This window comes from Sphingomonas sp. BRN-1R, assembly GCF_057748035.1.
This window is the reverse complement of record NZ_CM173236.1, coordinates 1,161,306-1,182,017: the sequence shown is the minus strand read 5'-3', so window position 1 is coordinate 1,182,017 and position 20,712 is coordinate 1,161,306. Positions and strand designations below refer to the sequence as shown.

15 protein-coding genes and 1 tRNA gene are annotated in these 20,712 nt (G+C 61.4%); 9 read left to right on the top strand and 7 right to left on the bottom strand.

The window, feature by feature from the left end; genetic code table 11:
• Positions 1–24: 24 nt before the first annotated feature.
• The 3 genes from AC3ANX_RS05340 to galE form a co-directional block, all read right to left on the bottom strand.
• On the bottom strand, positions 25–1,431 hold the full coding sequence (locus AC3ANX_RS05340; RefSeq protein WP_488335982.1) for a M20/M25/M40 family metallo-hydrolase: 1,407 nt from the start codon (positions 1,429–1,431) through the stop codon (positions 25–27).
• Between the two features lie 101 nt (positions 1,432–1,532).
• Positions 1,533–2,300, bottom strand: a complete 768-nt coding sequence (locus tag AC3ANX_RS05335; RefSeq protein WP_488335981.1) for a helix-turn-helix domain-containing protein — start codon at positions 2,298–2,300, stop codon at positions 1,533–1,535.
• A gap of 72 nt (positions 2,301–2,372) precedes the next feature.
• On the bottom strand, positions 2,373–3,368 hold the full coding sequence (galE, locus tag AC3ANX_RS05330; protein ID WP_488335980.1) for a UDP-glucose 4-epimerase GalE: 996 nt from the start codon (positions 3,366–3,368) through the stop codon (positions 2,373–2,375).
• Positions 3,369–3,464: 96 nt separating this feature from the next.
• Here galE and msrA point away from each other — a divergent pair, with 96 nt between their 5' ends.
• On the top strand, positions 3,465–4,013 hold the full coding sequence (msrA, locus tag AC3ANX_RS05325; protein WP_488335979.1) for a peptide-methionine (S)-S-oxide reductase MsrA: 549 nt from the start codon (positions 3,465–3,467) through the stop codon (positions 4,011–4,013).
• Positions 4,014–4,350: 337 nt separating this feature from the next.
• Here msrA and AC3ANX_RS05320 read toward each other — a convergent pair whose 3' ends face one another.
• A complete protein-coding gene (locus tag AC3ANX_RS05320; protein ID WP_488335978.1) occupies positions 4,351–8,943 on the bottom strand; it encodes an NAD-glutamate dehydrogenase in 4,593 nt (1,530 codons plus the stop codon).
• A gap of 85 nt (positions 8,944–9,028) precedes the next feature.
• Entirely contained in the window at positions 9,029–10,315 is a 1,287-nt protein-coding gene (locus AC3ANX_RS05315) for a PAS domain-containing protein (protein WP_488335977.1), read from the bottom strand.
• Between the two features lie 192 nt (positions 10,316–10,507).
• On the opposite strand from AC3ANX_RS05315, the gene AC3ANX_RS05310 reads away from it, so the two are divergent.
• Positions 10,508–10,583: transfer RNA gene (locus AC3ANX_RS05310), tRNA-Thr, on the top strand.
• Positions 10,584–10,827: 244 nt separating this feature from the next.
• Positions 10,828–13,434, top strand: a complete 2,607-nt coding sequence (locus AC3ANX_RS05305; RefSeq protein ID WP_488335976.1) for a DNA polymerase — start codon at positions 10,828–10,830, stop codon at positions 13,432–13,434.
• A gap of 140 nt (positions 13,435–13,574) precedes the next feature.
• Here the strand turns inward: AC3ANX_RS05305 and AC3ANX_RS05300 are convergent, their stop codons facing one another.
• Positions 13,575–14,045 carry a hypothetical protein gene (locus AC3ANX_RS05300; RefSeq protein WP_488335975.1) on the bottom strand — a complete coding sequence of 157 codons (471 nt, stop codon included), beginning with the start codon at positions 14,043–14,045 and terminating at the stop codon, positions 13,575–13,577.
• A 298-nt stretch (positions 14,046–14,343) separates the two neighbouring features.
• Here AC3ANX_RS05300 and AC3ANX_RS05295 point away from each other — a divergent pair, with 298 nt between their 5' ends.
• From AC3ANX_RS05295 to AC3ANX_RS05280, 4 genes are all read left to right on the top strand, one after another.
• Positions 14,344–14,928, top strand: a complete 585-nt coding sequence (locus tag AC3ANX_RS05295) for a hypothetical protein (RefSeq protein WP_488335974.1) — start codon at positions 14,344–14,346, stop codon at positions 14,926–14,928.
• A gap of 280 nt (positions 14,929–15,208) precedes the next feature.
• Positions 15,209–15,700 (top strand): rolling circle replication-associated protein, encoded by a 492-nt coding sequence (locus AC3ANX_RS05290; protein ID WP_488335973.1) that lies wholly within the window; start codon positions 15,209–15,211, stop codon positions 15,698–15,700.
• 288 nt (positions 15,701–15,988) lie between these two features.
• Positions 15,989–16,333 (top strand): hypothetical protein, encoded by a 345-nt coding sequence (locus AC3ANX_RS05285; protein ID WP_488335972.1) that lies wholly within the window; start codon positions 15,989–15,991, stop codon positions 16,331–16,333.
• 306 nt (positions 16,334–16,639) lie between these two features.
• Positions 16,640–17,731: a DNA methyltransferase gene (locus AC3ANX_RS05280; RefSeq protein ID WP_488335971.1), complete on the top strand. Its 1,092-nt coding sequence runs from the start codon at positions 16,640–16,642 to the stop codon at positions 17,729–17,731.
• Here the strand turns inward: AC3ANX_RS05280 and AC3ANX_RS05275 are convergent.
• A complete protein-coding gene (locus tag AC3ANX_RS05275; protein ID WP_488335970.1) occupies positions 17,712–18,629 on the bottom strand; it encodes a hypothetical protein in 918 nt (305 codons plus the stop codon). The two genes, AC3ANX_RS05280 and AC3ANX_RS05275, sit on opposite strands and share 20 nt — an antisense overlap.
• Positions 18,630–18,914: 285 nt before the next feature.
• Between AC3ANX_RS05275 and AC3ANX_RS05270 the strand changes: the two genes are divergently transcribed.
• On the top strand, positions 18,915–19,571 hold the full coding sequence (locus tag AC3ANX_RS05270) for a recombinase family protein (protein WP_488335969.1): 657 nt from the start codon (positions 18,915–18,917) through the stop codon (positions 19,569–19,571).
• Entirely contained in the window at positions 19,561–20,700 is a 1,140-nt protein-coding gene (locus tag AC3ANX_RS05265; RefSeq protein ID WP_488335968.1) for a hypothetical protein, read from the top strand. The genes AC3ANX_RS05270 and AC3ANX_RS05265 overlap by 11 nt, the downstream gene beginning before the upstream one ends.
• The last annotated feature ends 12 nt before the right edge of the window (positions 20,701–20,712 follow it).

Below are 20,712 nucleotides of genomic sequence, written 5' to 3'. Positions count from 1 at the left end.
GCTGAACCGGGGCTGACGGGCGGGTCAGCCGGCATAGGCCTTGACCAGATCGAACAGATAATCGCGGCCCTGATAGAGCGCCTTCACACCGATCCGTTCGTTGAGGCCGTGCATGCCGTTGCCGTCGGCATCGAACATCAGCCCCGGCGCGCCGTACACGGGGATGCCGATGCTTTCAAAGAAGATGCCGTCGGTCGCGCCGGTCGACATCAGCGGCAGCATCGGCACGCCGGGAAAGTGGCGCGCGGCCACCGCCTTGGCCGGGCCGACCACGGCGGGATCGAACGCGGGCGGGATCGCGGTCGGGCGGATCGGCGCATTGGCGGTGACGGTGACGTTCGGCCCGGCCAGCCCCTTCAGCGTGGCGAGCGTCGCGTCGACCGTTTCGCCGGGAAAGATGCGGCAGTTGACGTTGGCGGTGGCGCGCTGCGGCAGCGCATTCTCGGCATGGCCCGCCTTGAGCAGGGTCGCGACGCAGGTGGTGCGCAAGGTCGCGTGGAAGGTCTTGTCATGGTCGAGCAGCGCCGCCGCCTCGGCGTCCTGCGGATTGGCGAGCAACCGGCGGATCGCTTCGGCCAGCGCCGGCGGGGTCGATTTGCGATCCTGTGCGATCGCCGCGAAGAAGGCGCGCGTCGTGTCGGTGAAGCGCACCGGGAAGGTGTAGCCCTGCACCGCCTTGAGCGCATCGGCGAGCTGGTAGATCGCATTGTCCGGGGTCGGCTGCGAGCTGTGCCCGCCGGGGCTGCTGGTGGCGAACGTGTAGTTCTGCGCGGCCTTCTCGCCGATCTGGATGGCGAGCAGTTCGGGCTTGCCGTCGTCGCCGTAGCGCCCGCCGCCACCTTCGTTGAGCGCGAATTCGGCAGCGATCAGCGCGGGCCGATTCCTGGTGAGCCACTCCGCGCCGTTGAAGGCGTAGGTGGTCTCCTCGCCGCAGGTCAGCGCCAGCTTCACCGTGCGTTTGGGATGATAGCCGGAGGCCCGGAAGCGGATCAGCGCATCCGCCCAGATCGCCGCCATCGACTTGTCGTCGGCGGTGCCGCGCCCGTAATAATAGCCGTCCGCCTCGACCAGCCTGAACGGGTCGCGCGCCCAGTCGGCGCGGTTCGCCTCGATCACGTCGATGTGCGCGAGCAGCAGGATCGGCTTGGCGGCGGGGTCGCTGCCCGCCAGCACCGCGACCATGCCCCCCTCCTTCGGGTGGTTCGGCGCGGAGAACAGGGTGATGTCGCGCGCGGGATAGCCGGCATCCTCCAGCCGCGCGGCGACCTTGGCGGCGGCATCGGTGCAACTTCCCGCCGACAGCGTGGTGTTGGTCTCGACCAGTTCCTTGTAGAGCGTGAAGAACTGCCGCTGGTCGGCGCGCTCCTGCGCTTGCGCGACGATCGGGGCGACCATCGCACCCAGCCCGAACGCCACCGCCATCCACCGCATCCGCCCCGCCTCTTTTGGTCTAAAGATCAAGGGGTAGCGCGGACGCGCGCGCAAACGCAACCGGCATGGGCCGCGCGCCCGCGTGGGGCGCGCCGCCCGTCTCAGCCGATCGACACCCCTACCACGCGCCAGGTGCCGCTCTCGAAATCGAGCGTGACCGTTTCGATCGCATCGGCGCGGTTGGCGAAGCTGGTGCGGAACTTCACAACCTCGTAGCCGGCCGGGGGCGCCGGCAGCGTTTCCTGGCTTGCGAACGTGCGCGACACCACGTCGCCCAGCGGCGTCCGCACCTTTCCGGAGGTTTCCGCCCAGACCTGTGCGGTGTTGAGCGTGCGGAACGGTGCGCCGGTTGCACGATAGCTTTCCTCCCAGCGCCCCTGATCGACCAGCGCCAGCCAATGCCGTGCGGTATCGACCACCTTGGGATCGGCTGCCTCGCGCGATGGCGGCGCGGCGAGCGGTTGCGGCAAAGCGGTCAGCGCGAGCAGGCCGAGAACGAACGTCATGATAAGCCCTCCGAGGATGATCGGGGCCACGCGGGTCACGCGCCCCGCGCCGATGGTCGGCGCGGCGTCGTGATCGGGCTCCGGGCCGACGGGGTCTGCCCCGATTTGCTCGTGCCCAAGCTTTTGGGGGAGTGCCGGGCTCGGATCGCCGCCCTCCGCCGCGAACAACAGCCGCGCCGCCTCGCGGCTGCTCGACACCGCCAGCTTGCGACGGGCATCGCGCAGCCGTTCGTTGATGGTGTGGACCGAAAGGCCGAGATCGCGCGCAATCGACTTCGCGTCGTGGCCGCGAACGATCAGGCGAAGCGTCTGCTTCTCCTTCTCGGTCAATGCCGACACCCCGGTTTGCGCCTGCGTGGTCATAGCGGTGCGCCTACGTCGCGCGCGATCGCGCGCTACCCCAAAAACCTTGTACCTCGCGCGATTGGCGCAGCGTCAGCCGCGTTCGGCGAGCGTGCGCTCCCACGCGAGCGCGTCACGCACGATCAGGTCGAGGTCGTCACGCCGGGGCGCCCAGTCGAGCGCCTTGAGGATCGCGGCATTGTCCGAGATCAGCGCGGCGGGGTCGCCCGCGCGGCGACCTTCGATCTTGCGCTCGATCGTCACGTTGGTGACGCGGTCGACCGCATCGAGCACCTCCAGCACCGAGAAGCCGCGCCCGTAGCCGGCGTTGAGCGTGTGGCTCCTGGCGGGATCGGCGACGAGCAGATCGAGCGCGGCGACATGCGCCGCCGCCAGATCGCTGACGTGGATGTAATCGCGCACCCCCGTGCCGTCGGGCGTGTCGAAATCGGTGCCGAACACGCCGACGCTCGCGCGCTTGCCGGTCGCCGCCTCGACCGCGACCTTGATGAGGTGCGTCGCGCCTGCGGTGGACTGACCCGATCGGCCCTGCGGATCGGCGCCCGCGACGTTGAAATAGCGGAGCGCGCAGTAATTGATCGGGTGTGCCGCCGCCACGTCGCGCAGCATCGCCTCGGTCATCAGCTTGGACATGCCATAAGGGTTGATCGGCACGGTCGGGTCGGTCTCGACCACCGGGATGCGCGCGGGCGTGCCATAGGTCGCCGCGGTCGAAGAGAAGATGAAGTGCGGCACCCCGCACACTACCGCGCTCTCGAGCAGCGCGCGCGTCGCGACGGTGTTGTTGCGGTAGTATTTGAGCGGATCGCTCACCGATTCCGGCACCACCACCGACCCGGCGAAGTGCATGATCGCCTTGACGTCGTGTGTTCGGATCGCCGCGCGCACTGCGTCGTCGTCCTCGATATTGGCCTCGACCAACGTCGCGCGGGGATCGACCGCCCAGGCGAAGCCGGTGACGAGATTGTCGACCACCACGACGCGATATCCCGCGTCGAGCAGCGCCAGCACCGCATGGCTGCCGATATAGCCCGCTCCGCCCGTCACCAGCACCGCGCCGTCGATCATCGCTTACCCCTTCGCTGCTCGCACATGCGCCTACCACCAGAGATTGCGCCGCGCCAATCGCTTCCTATCTTTCAGGTCATCAAAGAGGAGCAAGCAATGGCAACCGAAGTCGCCACGTTCGCGGGCGGATGTTTCTGGTGCACCGAGGCGGTGTTCGCCGACGTGATCGGCGTGGAGAAGGTCGAGAGCGGCTATATCGGCGGCTCGGTCGCGAACCCGACCTACAAGCAGGTGTGCGGCGGCGATACCGGCCACGCCGAGGCGATCCGCGTGACGTTCGACGCCGATCAGATCCGCTATGCCGAACTGCTCGACATCTTCTTTGCGACGCACGATCCGACGCAACTCAACCGTCAGGGCAACGATGTCGGCACGCAATATCGCTCGGCGCTGTTCCCCGCCACGCCCGACCAGCGCGAGGAAGCGCAGGCCGCGATCGAGCGTGCGAGCGCAGACTGGCCCAGGCCGATCGTCACCACGATCGAGCCTGCGTCGCACTGGTATCCGGCCGAGGATTACCATCAGGACTATTGGGACGGCGAAGGCCGGCGCAATCCGTACTGCCTCGCGGTGATCCCGCCCAAGCTGGCGAAACTGCGCAAGAGCTTCGCCAAGCGGTCCAAGGCGGTCGACGCGGCAGTGTGAGGCCGGGGAAGGTTTCCCCGGCCGTCGCCCCGGCGCAGGCCGGGTCTGCTCGGTTACGAAGCACACCCTCTCCACCATAGCGGCCCCGGCCTGCGCCGGGGCCACGGCTCTGCTGCGTGCAGTATCCGCCGCGCTCTAAACTTCTCCGTTCGTCCTGAGTAGCTGCCGAGTAGTCCGCGTAGCGGGCGTATCGAGGTAGCGTATCGAAGGACAGGCCCCGAGCACGAACTGTGCTTCGATACGGGTTCTCGATACGCCTTCGGCTACTCGATCCCTACTCAGCACGAACGGAGTTAGGCCGCGTGGCGCTGACGCGGAACGCAAGCCTCGCTCCACCTCACCGCCCTAGCAACACCCGCGCCTGCCCGGCAATCTGCGCCAGCATCGCCGCGCTCGGCGCGGGCGTGCTGCGCGCGCGGTCGATGCCGGCGCGGAATTGCGCCACACGGCCCGCATTGTCGGCCAGCCAGCTTTCCACACGCGCCTGCGGATCGCCCTCCCCGCGCCCGAGGAACTCCAAACGCAACTGCTGGAAATCGCGCGCCAGCCCCGCGATCAGCAACCGCTCCCACGGATCGCTCGAGGCGATGCGCGCAGCGTTGGCCTGTGCCCAGTCGAGCCCAAGCGCCTGCCCCAGCCGCGTGAACGCGCGCGTCAGCACCACCTCGTCGAGCGCGAGTTTCTGGCCGAGATCGGCGAGGCCGACCGAACCGTCGAGCTCGAACAGCCGCACCACCTTCTGCGCGAGCGCCCCGGGCGCGCCGACCGCTTCGAGGCTGGCGGCGATCCGCGCGCTCTGGCTGCTCGCTTCCTCGAGCAGCAACGCCTTGGTCTGGCGGTCGAGCTGGCCGATGCCTGCACCGACGCGCGCCATCACCATGCCCGGCCCGGTGCCCGCCCGCGTCACGCGCAGCAGATCGGCGATGTGCGAGCGCGTCGCCACCGCGACCTCGTCGAACAGGGCGATGCGCGCCGCCTCGGGCATCTCGGCGGTCTCGATCTCGGCCCAGAGAGCAGGCAGATCGAACAGCCGCTCCGCCACCACGAACATCGCCGCGATGTCGGACAGCGCCGCGCCTTCCTCCTCCGCCAGCTCGAACGGGTGCAGCATGCCGAGCCGGTTGATGATGCGGTTGGCGAGCTTGGTGGCGACGATCTCGCCGCGCAGCCGGTGCTGGTCGATCGCGGTGCCGAACGTCTCGCGCATCGCGCGCGGGAAGGCGGCGTGGAGATCGGGCGCGAGATCGGGATCATCACCCAGCCCGCCCTGCTCGATCGCGGCCTGAAGCGCGAGCTTGGCGGTGGCGAGCAGCACCGCCAGTTCCGGCCGCGCCAGCCCGAACCCTTCCTGCGCGCGGCGCAGCAGGATGTCGTTGGGGGCGAGCCCCTCGACCGCGCGGTCGAGGCTGCCCGCCGCCTCGAACGTCTCGATCAGGCGGACATAGCTCGGCACGTCGCGCGCGCCAGCACCTTCCGCGATCGACAGCGCCAGTGTCTGGAGGCGGTTGTCCTCCAGCACGATGTGCGCGACGTCATCGGTCATCGAGGCGAGCAGCGTGTTGCGCGCCTCATAGGCGAGCCGCCCCTCGATCATCTCGCGGTTGAGCGCGATCTTGATGTTGACCTCGTTGTCCGAACAATCGACGCCCGCCGAATTGTCGATGAAGTCGGTGTTGATGCGCCCGCCCTTCATCGCAAACGCAATGCGCCCGGCCTGCGTCACGCCGAGGTTCGCCCCTTCGCCGATCGCGGTGGCGCGGACCTGTTCGGCATCGACGCGCAGCCGGTCGTTGGCGGGATCGCCGACCTGCACGTTGTTCTCGTAACCCGCCTTTACATAGGTGCCGATGCCGCCGAACCACAGCAGATCTACGGGTGCCTTGAGGATCGCGGTGATGAGCGCGCCCGGCTCGATCTCCCCCACGTCGACGCCGAGCACGGCGCGGATCTGCGGCGACAGGCGGATGATCTTGTCGGTGCGCGGGAACACGCCACCGCCCGTCGAGATCAGGCTGGCGTCGTAATCCGCCCAGCTCGAGCGCGGCAGCGCGAACATACGCGCTCGCTCGGCCCAGCTTGCGGCCGGATCGGGATCGGGATCGAGGAAGATGTGGCGGTGGTCGAACGCGGCGACGATCTTGAGCGTCTTCGACAAGAGCATGCCGTTGCCGAACACGTCGCCCGACATGTCGCCGCAGCCGACCACGCGGATCGGCTGGCTCTGCACGTCGATACCGCGTTCGGCGAAGTGCCGCTGCACCGACACCCACGCGCCGCGCGCGGTGATTGCCATCGCCTTGTGATCGTAGCCGACCGAGCCGCCGCTGGCGAAGGCGTCGCCCAGCCAGAAGCCGTGGTCGATCGCGATCGCATTGGCGATGTCGGAGAAGGTCGCGGTACCCTTGTCGGCGGCGACGACGAAATAGGGATCGTCGCCGTCATGCACGACCACGTCGGCGGGGTGCACCACCGCGCCCTCGGCGATATTGTCGGTGATCGACAGCAAAGCGCGGATGAACACGCGGTAGCTTTCGGTGCCTTCCGCCAGCCACGCGTCGCGGTTGGAGGATGCGGGCAGTTGCTTGGGGTAGAAGCCGCCCTTCGCGCCGGTCGGCACGATGACCGCGTTCTTGACGCGCTGCGCCTTCATCAGCCCGAGGATCTCGGTACGGAAATCGTCGCGCCGGTCGGACCAGCGCAGGCCGCCGCGCGCGACCGGGCCGGCACGCAGATGGATGCCCTCGATGCGCGGCGAATAGACCCAGATCTCGCGCCACGGCACCGGCGCGGGCAGCCCCGGCACGAGATGGCTGTCGAGCTTGAACGCGAGTGCGGCCTGCGCGGCGGGCGAAAAGGCGTTGGTGCGCAGGGTCGCGCCGATCACGCTCCAGATCGCGCGCAGGATACGATCGTCGTCGATCGCCGAGACCGCATCGAGCCCCTGCTCGATCGCCGCATTCGCAGCCGCCACGTCACGCGCGGTGCGCGCGGGATCATGCGCGACATCGAACCGCTCGATCAGCGCCGCCGCCAGTCGGGGCGCACGCCGCAGCGCATCGACCACCGTGGCGAGGCCATAGGTGAGCCCGGCCTGCCGCAGATAGCGGAACCACGCACGCAACAGCACCACCGCGCGCGGCGGCACGCCCGCCTCGACGATCAGCCGGTTGAACGCGTCGTTCTCGGCCGCACCTTCCAGAACGGCGCGGATCGCCTCCTCCAGCACCGCCGGATCGCTTGCCAGCGGATCACCCGCCGCCTCGACCAGGAATTCATGGACGAAGCTGTGGCTTTCGTCGGTCAGCGCAGTCGGTTGCTCCTCGATCACGCGGAAGCCGAAATTCTCGAGCACCGGCACCGCGTCCGACAGCGCCAACGCTCCCCCTGAGCGATACAGGTTGAGCCGCAGCGCGCCGCCGGCATCGCGGTACAGCCGCACCGAACGGTCGCCGGGGTTCTCCAGCCGGGCGAGCCGGATGATGTCGCTCGCCGCGTCCTCCGGCGTCTTGGCGTTGCGATAGCCTTGCGGAAAGGCGCTGGCGTAGCGCAGCGCCAGCCGCGCCGCGCGCGCCGGCTCGAACGTATCGACCAGCGCCGATTCGACCGCCGGCGCCCAGCCGCGCACCATCCGCGCGATCCGCGCGTCGAGTGCGGCGGCGTCGGGCATCACCCCGCCTGCGCGCAGATCGAGAGTGAAGCGCATCAGCGCGATCACGCCGTCCATCGCGATCGCCCAGTTGAGCATGCCGCCGTTCGCCGCCTCGACCAGCAGCTCGCCGATTGCGACACGCCGCCCGGTGGTGAGATCGTCGCGCGGCAGCCACACGAACGCGAACAGATGCCGCCCGAGGATGCTGCGCACCAGCACCAGCTTGGGGCGCGGCCGGTCGGCCAGCGACATGGCAGTGAGCGCGAGTTCCTCGAGCGCTTCGGGCGCAAAGGCAGCGGCGAGATCATGCGGTAGCGAGGCGAGCGCATGCGTCAGCGCCTTGCCGGCGTGGCCCTTGGGGTCGAAGCCGAATTTCTCCTGCAACGCCGCCAGCCGCGCACGCAGCACCGGCACCTCCTGCGGCGGCGAGGCGAGCGCCCCGCTCGTCCACAGGCCCGCATGGATCGACAGGCCCACTACCGTCTCACCATGGCGCACCGGCACCAGCGCGAGATCGAGCGGCACCTGACGGTGGACGGCGGAAATCTGGTTGGACTTGAGCAGCAGCGGCGCCTCCCCACCCTGCTGGAACCAGGCGATGGCGAGATCGCGCGACGCCTCGGCGAGGATCGGCACGGCATGGCCGTTGCGCGCGAGCCCGAGCGCGGAGGCCAGCCCATCCTCCCACCGCTCATGCGCGAGCAGCGTGAAGTTGCGGTCGAGGAACCAGCGCAGCAGCGCAGCGCCCTCGGTTGTCCCGAGCGCGTCGGCATCGGCCGCCATCGCCGCTTCCAGCGCGCGCCAGTCGTGCACCGCCGCGCGCACATCGGCGAGGCTGTGTTCGAGCGCGGCGATCAGCTCGCGCCGGTCGCGCGCGTCGGCGCGTTCCAGCTCGAGGTAGATCATCGATTCCGGCGTGCCCGCATCGTCGATCGCGACGAGCGTGCCGTCCGCATCACGCGTCGCGCCGATCACGGGGTGGATGATGCGGTCGATCGCGATGTCGTGCGCGCCGATCACCGCCGCGATCGAATCGACCAGGAACGGCATGTCGTCGTTGATGATGGCGAGCCGCATGCGGCGGCGCGGGTCGGTCGCGGCAAGCGGTTCGAGCGCCAGCACCGGCACGCCCGGGCGGCGGTGCGCGGCGGTCGTGGCGACGAACGCGGCGGCCGCATCGAGTGCGCCTGTGTCGAAGCCCTGCAACTCGCCGGGAAGCGCACCCTTAGTCAGCCGGGTGGCGAGCGCCTCCGCCAGCGGTGTCTGCGTCAACTGTGCCATGCCTCGCCCTATGTCGGTTCGTTTCCGACTCTATAGGGGATGCCGTTCGCCACAACACCCTCCGGCGCGGCGACTTGCGAAAAAATCAGGCAGTCGCCTGGCGAAGTGCCTTTTTAAGCAGCAGCGGATCGTCGCCGAGCGTCGCGACGATGTCGAGCGTCCCGGCCGCGCCGGCGCGGGCGAGCAGCACCACGAAGTCCCCCGCCGCCGCATCGGTTTCGATCGCGACGCTGGCGAGCGGCGCGCGCGTGCGCAACTGCGCCGCCGGATCGACCGGCGCGGGGCGTGTCGGCGCGCGTGCGGCGCGCTCGGCCTTGACGATGCCCTTGATCCCGCCCTCGACGCTTTCGAGGAACCCGCTCAGGCCGTCGGCGGCAATGCCGAGCCGGCGGGCATGGGCGAGCACGCAGGCATATTCGGTCAGCCGCGTCTTGTCATACGTCGCGCCGAACACGAGCTTGACCACCGGCGTCATCGGTGCGCGCAATTGCAGCGTGATGCCCGCGTCGCCGAGCAGTTCCTCATAGCTTTGCGGATCGGCGTCGGCGGCCGCGGCGAAGGCGTAGGCACGGTCGAGCGCACGGTACAGCGCGGCGCGGGTGCGCCCCTCCGCACCCTGCACCGCCTCCGCCGATTCGCGGGCGAGCGCGAGGTGATCGAACAGCGTCTCGGGCGGCGCTGCCTCGGGCGTCAACTCATCCGTTTCGTCCGCATCGGCCTCGGCCGGCGCGTTGCCGCTCGGCCCGTCCGCCCAGGCGAGCGCCGCCCCCGCCCCGGCCGCTGCCGGCCCGGCGCGCACCGAAGCGGCGAGTTCGGCGTTCAGCGTCGCCTGAGTCGCGTCGTCGACCAGTTCCTTCCAGTTGATGACGCCGTAGATGAAGTCGATCGAATCCTCATGCGAGGAGAACGGCATCAGGATGCCGCGATACAAGGTGTTGTGCCCGCGCGCGTTGACGAACTCGGCCTCGAAGCCGATCGGCGCGCGATTGGCGATGATCTGAAGATAGTGATCGGTCAGCCGCGACAGCAGCGAACGGCTCGGCACCTGCGAGATGTGCGTGATCGTACTGTCGATCGAACATTCCTCACGCAGGGCGCGGCCGACGAACGGGATCGCTGGATTGTCGACCCCGCCGGAGAAATCGAGCAGGACGCTGTGCGGGCCGAAATCGGCGATATTGGCGGGATCGAGATTGGCGATCGCCGGATAGGCACGCCCGCGCAGCAGCGACACCCAATGGTTGTAGGCGCGCACGTGCATGCGCCGTTCGTCGGTGCCGATATCGAGCCGCGGACCATCGACGTCGCCGGCATGCGCCTCGACCTCCACCGCCCCGCCCCGGCCGTCCTCGAACCCGCGAACATTTTCCATTGCGCAACCGACCTTCTGCGGGAATCGCCGCCCGAGTCCCTTTTCCGGTCCGTCTGTGCACGCCCCTTGGTAAACGCCGCGTAAAGTCGCGCCTTCGTGCTCTCCCGGAAGAACACGCGCTTGCCATACGCGATTCCACCTGATAAGCGCCCGCCCTCACGATCGACAGCGCAACGTTGCCGGTCGCCAGATGCCGCTTTAGCTCAGTTGGTAGAGCATCGCATTCGTAATGCGGGGGTCACAGGTTCGAGTCCTGTAAGCGGCACCATCTAAAAATCATTTTAAATCAATGACTTAGCGTTTTTAGAGACGGCCAGGTGGGTTTCTGAACGTCGTCAAACCAGACGTCACTGTCATTGAACAGCAATTGTCCATATCATATGCTCCAAGCTAGCCGAGCCAGAGTGAGCCGACGATTTATGCCTACCGACAAGACCGTCATACGAGGCAGTAACTCAGCCGAACTTCGCTTAAGAACCGATGACCACCAATTCAGTAAAAGTAGTATATGGGTGAAGAGGCAGAACTTTTACGGACATTCAAAAACGATCAAAGATCGTCCGTATATTATTGTTGGTTTCGACACCGAATTCAAGACTCCCGACAAGCCTGTAACCGCTGACGAATTAAAGGCGGGCTCTGCAAAATACACCGTCCTTTCCTATCAGGTCCATTGCAGCGTCTACGATCCGGCTCAGCCGGGTGCAAAAGAGTGGAGTGCCATCTGTTACCCCGAAGCGGGAGACCGAATGACGCTTGTTGACCTGCTTGTCCTTGCCTTCTCAAAAGGGATTTCGACAGGTTCGATCCACACGCTGCCGACGCTCGTATACCTTGTCGGTCATTTCACCCGAGCCGACGTTCCCGCCTTTGCCGACTTTAAGGATCTGACCGGGCAAATCGCTGCCGTTCGATCAACATTCACGTCCGTCGATAAGGGCGTTCCGGTCAGCATTGGGTTTGATGACGAGCCGTCGGTCGAGTTGCTGGTCATCCTACGGGACACTATGTTGCTGACACCTGCAACGTCGAAAAGCCTATGGGAATTGGGCAACATCGTTGGCGTTCCTAAAATTGATCTCGACCCTGACCCCGAACGGCAAAAATTCTATAAAAGGAGCATGGATGCTCTGCTGAGAGATAATCCGGACCTGTTCGATAGATATGCGATCAATGATGCGGTTATATGCGTCAGATACCTGGCTCGCTTGATCGGCATCTATTTTGAGATTTTCAAAGAACGAAAAGCCCCTGCGACGCTAACAGCGATCGGGGTCGATCTGCTGATGAAGACGTGGAAGAACGAGCTGAAATATGATCCTGACTATGTTGTTGGTAAATATAAAATCAAGCAAAAGCAATATAGTAAGCGCCTGGGATATTACGTTACCAAGCCGGCCACAGTCTCGTTTGAGCAACCAGCTTTCTACGAGCCTCTCGCGACTGAATGCTATCACGGTGGCCGTGGTGAGCAATTTTGGTTCGGTCCCGCTTTCGTCGATGATTGGACTGACTACGACCTTGCCGGAGCCTACCCTACAGCGATGGCGCTGATTGGATATCCTGATTGGCACCGCCTGCGGGCTTCTACAAAGGTTGCCGATTTCACGGCCTCGACACTCGGCGTTGCCAATGTCGAGTTTGAATTCCCGAAGTCAGTGCGGTTTCCAACGATGCCGGTCAGGTCAGCAAACGGTCTGATTTTTCCTCGCAAGGGGATCAGCAATTGCTCGTCGCCCGAAATTGCTCTGGCGCATTCGCTCGGTGCCAAGATCAGGATTCTGCACGGTGTCATAGTCCCGACCGAAGCCGACAAACCAATCTTCCTCGATTTCATCCGCGATTGCACCGACAAGCGACGGTCATATCCGAAAGGCTCGCTCGACAACCTGTTCTGGAAGGAATTGAGCAATTCCAGCTACGGCAAAACCGCTCAAGGCCTGCATTCCAAGCGCGTTTTCGATCTGCAAGAACAATCGATGAAGCCCCTGCCCCCAAGCAAAATTACCAATCCGTTTTTCGCAGCGTTCATCACGTCGTTCGTTCGGGCAGCGCTTGGCGAAGTGATGAACAGCCTGACGAACGAAGTTTGCGTTTTTAGCTGCACGACGGACGGCTTCCTCACCAACGCTACCGCCAACCAGATCGAAGCTGCCTCCGCCGGGCCGATTTGTCAGATTTTCGGTCAAAGCCGGGAACGTCTGACCGGCGCGCCGGCGGTCTTGGAGGTCAAACACCGCATTCGTCAGCCGCTTGGGTGGCGTACTCGCGGGCAAGCCACCCTGCTCGAAGGCAACTCGCCGAAAGGTGACGGGGAAAACATCGTCCTTGCTAAGGGCGGAATCTACACCGCTCAGGAATATGACAGCACCCTTCTGCAGAACGGATTTATCACCAACCTGTTTCTGAAACGCACGCCGTCAGACCGGATCGAGATGGCGACGAAAACCGGTATTCGCGACATGATCAATTTCGATGCTGATCTCGTCGAGAAGGAAACGTCGAAGCGTCTGAATATGGAATATGATTGGAAGCGGCGACCGAGCGCCGTTTGGGACGATCAAGCTGTCGGCCACGTCGCGTTCTCGACCGACCCGTGGGACACGATCGACGAGTTTGTGAAGATGCGGGAATATTGGGAGCAATTTGCGATTGAGGAACCTCGCTGCATCAAAACGGCTGCGGATTATCGGGCGTTCGGCGTTTACGTACTTTCCAAATCCTCGTTGGAGGGAGATGGATCTCGGTATTTGCGCAAGACCGACCCCGATTTGAAGCGGCTTCGGCAGGCGCTTTGTGCTGCTTGGCGGCAATCGCGGGCAGGATTACTGTACAAGGCCGATTGCAAAACTGCTCAGGAATTCGCGTCAATGCTGACCGAGGCTGGCGTTGCTTGCAAACGGGCGGATGTTGAAAATGCTCGCAAGGCGTTCGTTCCCCATCTCTGCCCAGCCACTCCCGGCGTTGCCACGGCACTTACGAAACTCCGTGAGGTGTTTCCCCGCTTGGAAATAGAAACGTTCATCACGACTGGCGTTGGCCTCGATATTATCAAGGCGCTCGATCAACCTTCGCCGTTCCATTCACTGTCGGTAGCCGAGGTACGGATGGCAGCTTGAATGGCGAAAAGTGTTAGTTAGGCGATCGTCTGCTTTCGGTTAGTTGAATGGCCTGTGTTGCCGCTACGGTCGCTCCCACTCCTACTTCGCTGCTTTACAAACGGTGGTGCGTATTATCCTTTCCTTCGCAGGCGATTATATCAAAAAGCTCGCCGCGTAGCCGCTGGATCGTAAGCGACACACTTTCCTCGAAACGCCTCCCGAAAGCCGCTTATCGAAACCATGCCAGTCATTCGGTCTAGGACGATTTTGGGCTGATTGATGAAGTTTAGCGTGGCTTTGGCAACAATCTCGCCTTGGCTGTACGTGACATTCCGCAGAGGCAGTACGCCATTTTTTCCACCGTGGATCGGCGGCAGCATGAACATTGGTAGGCGGATTTCCCCTGCCGCACCATTCAGGTCAATACGGACGTCTTCGTCACTGTTGGCTGTGCTGTCGATTCCGACTGTCGCGTTCGACCACTGACCTGCGCTATTCGTGCCGTAAGCCGTGGCCGTTTGGTGCTGCACAACCTGTGCTTGCCCTCCGCAGATAAGATGAAACGGAGGTTCTTGTGCAAAGGCGGGTGAGGCGATTAACCCGGCCGCGACCAAAACCATCAGGCGCATTCAGACCCCAACTCTTAGGCGGTTATAACGACGTGCTCAACAACCTCATCGGTAACCGCGAATGCGTTTAGCGTTAGTTAAAGGATGCTTGCGGTCGCGCGGGCATGGCCTGAAGCGACCGATATTTGGCGGAAGCGGATGTCGACAGCGGGTACCGTGCGGGTACAGCGGCCCAAACGGCAGCGTTCTCAAGGCGGGCGGATGCGACCTCGGCGGAGGGATCCTTCGCCTCGGTTCACTTTGTCGCTAGATTGATGCGGCTTCAAGGAAGCTCAAGCGGAGTTCGGAGGGCGATCATATGGATATGCGGCATTGGCAGTACTTTCTGATGCTCGAGAACGACGTCGCCGGCACCGCTGCCTTCGTCGACCCCGCGCCGGCCAATCACGCGACCTACTCCGATCGCTTCGCGGGCCTCCTGCTGCTCATCGGCAGCGAGGTCGACGTGGTGGCGAAAGCGCTGTGTGGCGATATTCGACCAAGGTCGAAGCCCTTCAATATGGAGGCCGCGAGCAAGATCATCCTGACGCGCTTCCCCAAGTTGCCGACGGTCGAGGTCGGCGTGTCCCGATATGGTCTCACCTTTCTGCCCTGGAAGAGTTGGGGCGAAACTCCGACCAGCAAAGCGTGGTGGTGGGATGCGTATAACCAGATAAAGCACAATCGAGTGGCAGCGCGCGCTCAAGGATCGCAGCTCGCAGTGTTTGAGGCTCTGGCCGGACTGTTGGTACTGCACCGCTATCTTTACCGCAGCGTCGACTGGCCGACGCCGTATCCCGCGCTCCTAGAGTGCGGATTTCCGCATATCCTATCGTCCGCTAGGCTGGCGTGGAAAGTCCCTGATGATGAAGGGGAAGGCGAGCAGGGCGACGCGACCGGCTGAATGCTGCGGTGAGTATGAACGGCCATTGGCTTTCGGGTGCAGCGATGAACCTCCTGAACGGCTGCTTCTGGGAGACTGCCAACCCGGCTGATTCTTTGCGCCACCGACCATAATGGCGCGGGCCACCCTTTCGATGTCACAGAAAGACGATCGTAGATTCTGCCCGCTTCAAATCGATACGACGGCAGGCATAAAGATATCATTTATTCTTCGAAAGGACGTAGCATCGGTCAAGTTCATGATAAATACAGTATCGTTACTCCGTCTATACATTTAAATCATGAACCTATCCCAGACCCGATCATACCAAGCTGCCGTCCGATCCTTCATCGACGTCGAAAAATGGGAATCTCCGTATGCAGTCACGCTGACACTGAGACAGAGCCTCCAAACGGCCCCCGGCATCCATGCCCGTCTCACTCGTGACACAGCGTCTGCGAACTTTCGACATTTCATGAACATCGTGAACAAACAGGTTCTGGGCAGTTCCCATACGAAGTTCGGGAAACAGCTGAATGTCTTTGCCGTTCTCGAAGGCGGAGATGGCAAACGGCTTCACTATCATGCCGTTATCGAATGCCCTCGGCTCGACCTCCGGGACACATTCCCCACTCTGATCCGTGACGCATGGCAGTCGACGAACTGGGGTTTTATCCAATCCGATATCCAAGCCGATTCTGACAACGGCTGGATTAATTACATCAGCAAGTTCCGTGACAAGCCCGTTTATGACGAAGCCATAGACTGGGCCAACACCTCTCTTCCGAACTGACGGGTATATACCCCCTTTCGAACCTTGCCTTCACCAGAAATCGAAACTTGGCTTCAAAAACGATTGAAGCCTTGATTAAAGAACCATGTCTAAACGATGACAAACATAATTCAATAAAACTTAAACACACTTTCAATACCCGATAGCATTACAGTCTGAATATTTTTCAAATTCAATTATGCCGTTAATTTATAATTAAACTTAGAATGTGCCGTTTACGGCAATGCCGAAGGCATTCGTTTATGATGTTGTTAAAGTAGTTAGAAGCTCTAAGGAGATAAAATATCGATGATATATCAAAAAGCAAACTTTGAACGTGTTCTTGTCAATTTTAAGGTGAGTCCTGAAACACTCACTCCTTTTGATCATTCGTGCGTTTTAGCACGGAAAACTCGAACACAGGTCATTACCGAGCTGATGAACGACTATTCAAACAAAATGGGTTCGGATCTTAAAAAGCGCGTTGCAGCTGAAAAGGAGATTCATCTTGCTTTGAAAAATGCCGCTATGAGCACCGATCAGGCAAAAGCGAAGAAAGTGCCGGACGATGAGCAAACGGCCGGCAAATCGCGTTTAAAACGCAAATTTTCGAGCTTTCTCGAGCTTGGGTCTGGCCCAGCGGGGTTGGTCTGATGGGATTGCTGAAAAATGTCGCGCCGAGAACAAAGAGTGAACTCATCGAGGCGATCCGGCGAATGCCGGTTAAAACGTTCTCCGTCCACGAGGGATCGTCACTCTCTGCGCTGCCCTCGGCTCGTGATGTAGATCGCGCGGGCGCCACCGTGGTTATCCTCCGGCCATAACTTAGATCGCAGCCTTGGCATTAGCGCTCTGCCCGCTGTCCTCCTCACACCTTCGACCGCTCCGCAATCAATCGCACAAACAGGGAACATCGGTTTGGCCGTAGCCAATCTCTGGATCGCGTTATAAGGACAGGGGATGACTGAGATTCCCGCGGAAACCGCCGCTAAGCATTCGAAATCGGCGTCAAATCCACGCAAGCGTGAGTCAACCAGCACCGTCAATCGAGGCAAAAATCATGTGCTGGACGGGGACCCCACTTTCGAACACTGGTCAGATAGTCTCGTCGACCTCTCTCTCGGAGACTCGTTAAGCCAGTATATGCGGTGGGAGTCGCCCACGGTGATAGTATCGGACGGAGCCTATGGGGTGCTCGGCTTCGAGGGCGATACCTCTGATCACACTGGCATGCCGGAATGGTACGAGGCACATATCAAGGCCTGGGCGGCAAAAGCTACGCCGGGAACGACTTTATGGTTCTGGAACTCGGAGATTGGTTGGGCATCTGTTCATCCCATCCTTGAAAAACATGGATTTCGCTATCAGAACGCTAATGTCTGGAACAAAGGCCTAGCTCACATCGCCGGCAACGTGAACACTCAGAAGATCAGACGCTTCCCTGTCGTCACTGAAGTATGTGTGCAGTATGTGTTCGAAGCCCAGTTGGATGGGCTTCCCTTGAAACGCTGGCTATTGAAAGAATGGAAGCGGACTGGCTTGGCGGTTCGGAGGGCGAACGACGCATGTGGGGTGAAAGACGCCGCAGTGCGGAAATACCTTGATCAAGGTCACTTGTGGTACTTCCCGCCCGCAGAAATGTTTGAAAAGTTGGCAGCTTACGCCAATGAACACGGCAAGGCAGAGGGTCGGCCGTATTTCTCCCGCGACGGCACCAAGCCCATGAACGGCGCCGATTGGCTTACATTGCGGTCGAAGTTTCGTTGTCCGCACGGAATGACGAATGTTTGGGATCGTAACCCACTTAAAGGGGCAGAGCGGGTTGTCGCACCCAATGGTAAAGCCGCCCACCTAAACCAAAAGCCGCTAGACCTGATGCAAAGGATCATTGAAGCGAGCAGCGATATTGGAGACGTAGTGTGGGAGCCATTTGGCGGCCTGTTCAGCGCGTCACTGGCCGCCCGAAATACTGGACGCAGAGCGTTTGCCGCGGAACTGGACTGGACGTATTTCAGCACCGGAGTTGACCGGTTCAGGACACGATTGCTCTAGCGTCGATATCCTCAATCCCGAGATGATCCTTCAGCTTCTGGCACACGAATGCATCATCATCCGAAGCGAAAATTTTCGCCCACTGTGCAATCGTGTGACCATGCAACGTCATCGCTAGCACCTTCCGTTTGAACACCTCTATCTCAGGATGCGCTATCCGATCGATCTTAGCGAAATTAGTATCAAGCCGATAAGGGAAGTTCGCTATTAACTCTCGTAACTTTGTTTGGTATTCTGGAGTCGGAAGATGCGAGGCACCGCCCTCCCCCCATCTAGTGATCAAGCGGGCCGCTTCTGCTTTTTTGGACGCCGGGCCTTGCCATTTGAAACCGTTCGTATTCGTTTGCTGCAGATTAACAGTACGAGCCGTGGTGTCTTCTGGTTCCAAGACCAGATAGTCTGGTGGATTGTGATAATGGGCATCCCGCTGCGCAGCAACTGACTGTCCGGACACGACCGCAATGTCGAGGATGTAGGGTTCGCCGTAGATCAAATTACGCGGAACCCATGCTATCAATGCAACATAAGTGTTATCACCGGTGAAGTGATTCTGGCTATCCTTGAAGCGAGCGGTGATTTCCGTCGCCAAAGGGAACCAAGCTTTTATTTCGAAGCCGGGTACGGGGGTTATCGCGCCCTCAAAGATTGCGTCTGGAAAACCCGGATCCTGTCGCTTCCACTTTCCCAAACCTTGGAAGTGCTTCTGATCATTTAGAAATTCTACAATATTGAACTCGATCAAGTTCCCCAAAAGGGGCGATAACTTCGATATTATTTTAGCTAAATTTAATGCCGCCGCCGGAGAAACAGGCTTCTTTACGTCCAAAAGATCGAAACAATGACCTTGCAGCGACTCAAAATCCTCGGTTGCGCGTGCAATGACCTCAGCGGTTTTCATTTAAACACTCCCGTTTTCACGGTGTTGCAACGGTATCCGTCCTGAGTCTAGTAGCGATAGTTGGACGCACTTCCGGCCTGCTTCGGCACACAGAGTGATATAGGTCCGCTCACGTCGCGGTAGCGGTACTACTGTTCTCGGTTAATGAGGAAGCAGCCCAGCCGTTGGCAAAACAGGGCCGAGAAAGACGTTGATCTCGCGGAGATTCTGCGTGGCCAAAGCATCTGAACGATACGATCACGTCCAAAGCAAACCAAGGTTTATGCTTTAAGGACGGGTCAGCGGATGACGAGGTATGTAGCGTATTTCCGAGTATCGACGGCGGCGCAGGGCCGGTCCGGTCTGGGCCTTGGGGCACAAAAAGCACGCATTCAGGAATTTATCGGCGTTGGTGACGAGATCGTCGCCGAATATGTTGAGGTTCAATCCGGAAAGCAGGACAATAGGGTCGAGCTTTGGAGGGCGATCGCTGCCGCCAAACGGCTTTCGGCCAAGGTGCTGATCGCAAAGCTCGATCGCTTCTCCCGCAAGGTCAGCTTCATCGCCGGGATCATGGAACAGGGCGTCGGCCTCGTTGTCGCTGACATGCCGAATGCCTCAGACTTCCAGCTTCATATCTTTGCAGCGCTCGCTCAGGAAGAACGCCGGATGATCTCCGAGCGCACGCGGCTTGCGCTCGCGGAAGCGAAGAAACGCGGTGTCATCCTCGGGAAGAACGGCACCGCCCTCGCCGCGCGTAATCATCAACGAGCGGTCGAACACGCCCGGTCCTTGGAGCCGATCCTCCGTCCCCTGATCGATCAGCGGCAGGGATATTCGGCGATCGCCCGTCACCTCAACGCGCTGCAAATCCGAACCGTAAACGGCAGCGCATATTTTCCTCAGACGGCGAAGAACGTCGTTCGATATTTGAATTTGGAGTCATCATCACATGCAGAATGAAAGGATCGGAAACGTCACGCTGACCGAGGTCGCCGGGTCCACGTCGTACTATGTCCGGTATCGCCGGCACGGGAAGCAGGTCACGCGGTCGTTGAAGACGAACGACATCACCAAAGCCCGCGCGGATGCAGCAGCGATATCGGAAAAGCTGGGGAACACCGCGCCGGCGGCCAAGATCGTCACGACGTTCGGACATTTTGCCAATCAGGTGATCGATGTTGATGTTCGACGAACGACGAGAGGCGAGTGCAGCCCGCGTTTGGTGCCGGATCAGAAGCGCATTCTGGCGACGCATTATGCCGCTATCGCCAATCTCGATATTCGAAAAATCAGCCACGGCACGCTTCAGGAATTCGTCGATGAGCTGACCGACAAGGATCTATCGTCGGCTACTATCAAGGTGATCCTCACGCTGGCGAGCAAGACGTTCAAACAGGCGCAGCGCATGGGCGTGATCGATCATGCGCCGATTATGCCGATCGTCAGCCTGAAAGCCGGTGTCCGGGGCTGGCTATCCCTGAAGGAATATCAGGTATTGCTGAAAGAATGTGACCGGCATCGCCTGCTGAAAACGAAAGTCCGTACCCACGTTATCACGAACGAACTTCGGTGGTTCTCATCGTTCTCGGTCAACACATTCATGCGTCCGTCCGATATCAAGCTGCTACGGCACCGGCATATCGAGGTTGTGAGGGAAAAGGATCGCCAATTCCTTCGGATCACGACCGATTTCAGCAAGACCGTTTGCAGCCCGATTATCTCGATGCCGGCTGCCGTCCATACGTACGCCCGCCTCCTGAAGGCGAGCAAGGATGCCGGATACGGCAAGCCAGACGATTTCGTGTTCATGCCGCAATATCAGAACCGTGAATTCGTCATCCGCTCGTTCAGTCGGCAGCTTCGAACGGTGTTGAAATCTGCGGGCTTGTATCGGGCTCCATCGGGTCAGACGCGGACGCTCTATTCGCTGCGGCATTCATCGATCATGTTTCGGCTTATAAAGGGCAAGGACATGTGCCTGCTGACGCTGGCCCGGAATGCCCGAACCAGCGTCGAGATGATCGACCGATTTTACGCGAAGCACCTGACCGCCGAGATGAATGTCGATGTGTTGCACAGCATGAGGTGATACTTTCAGGTG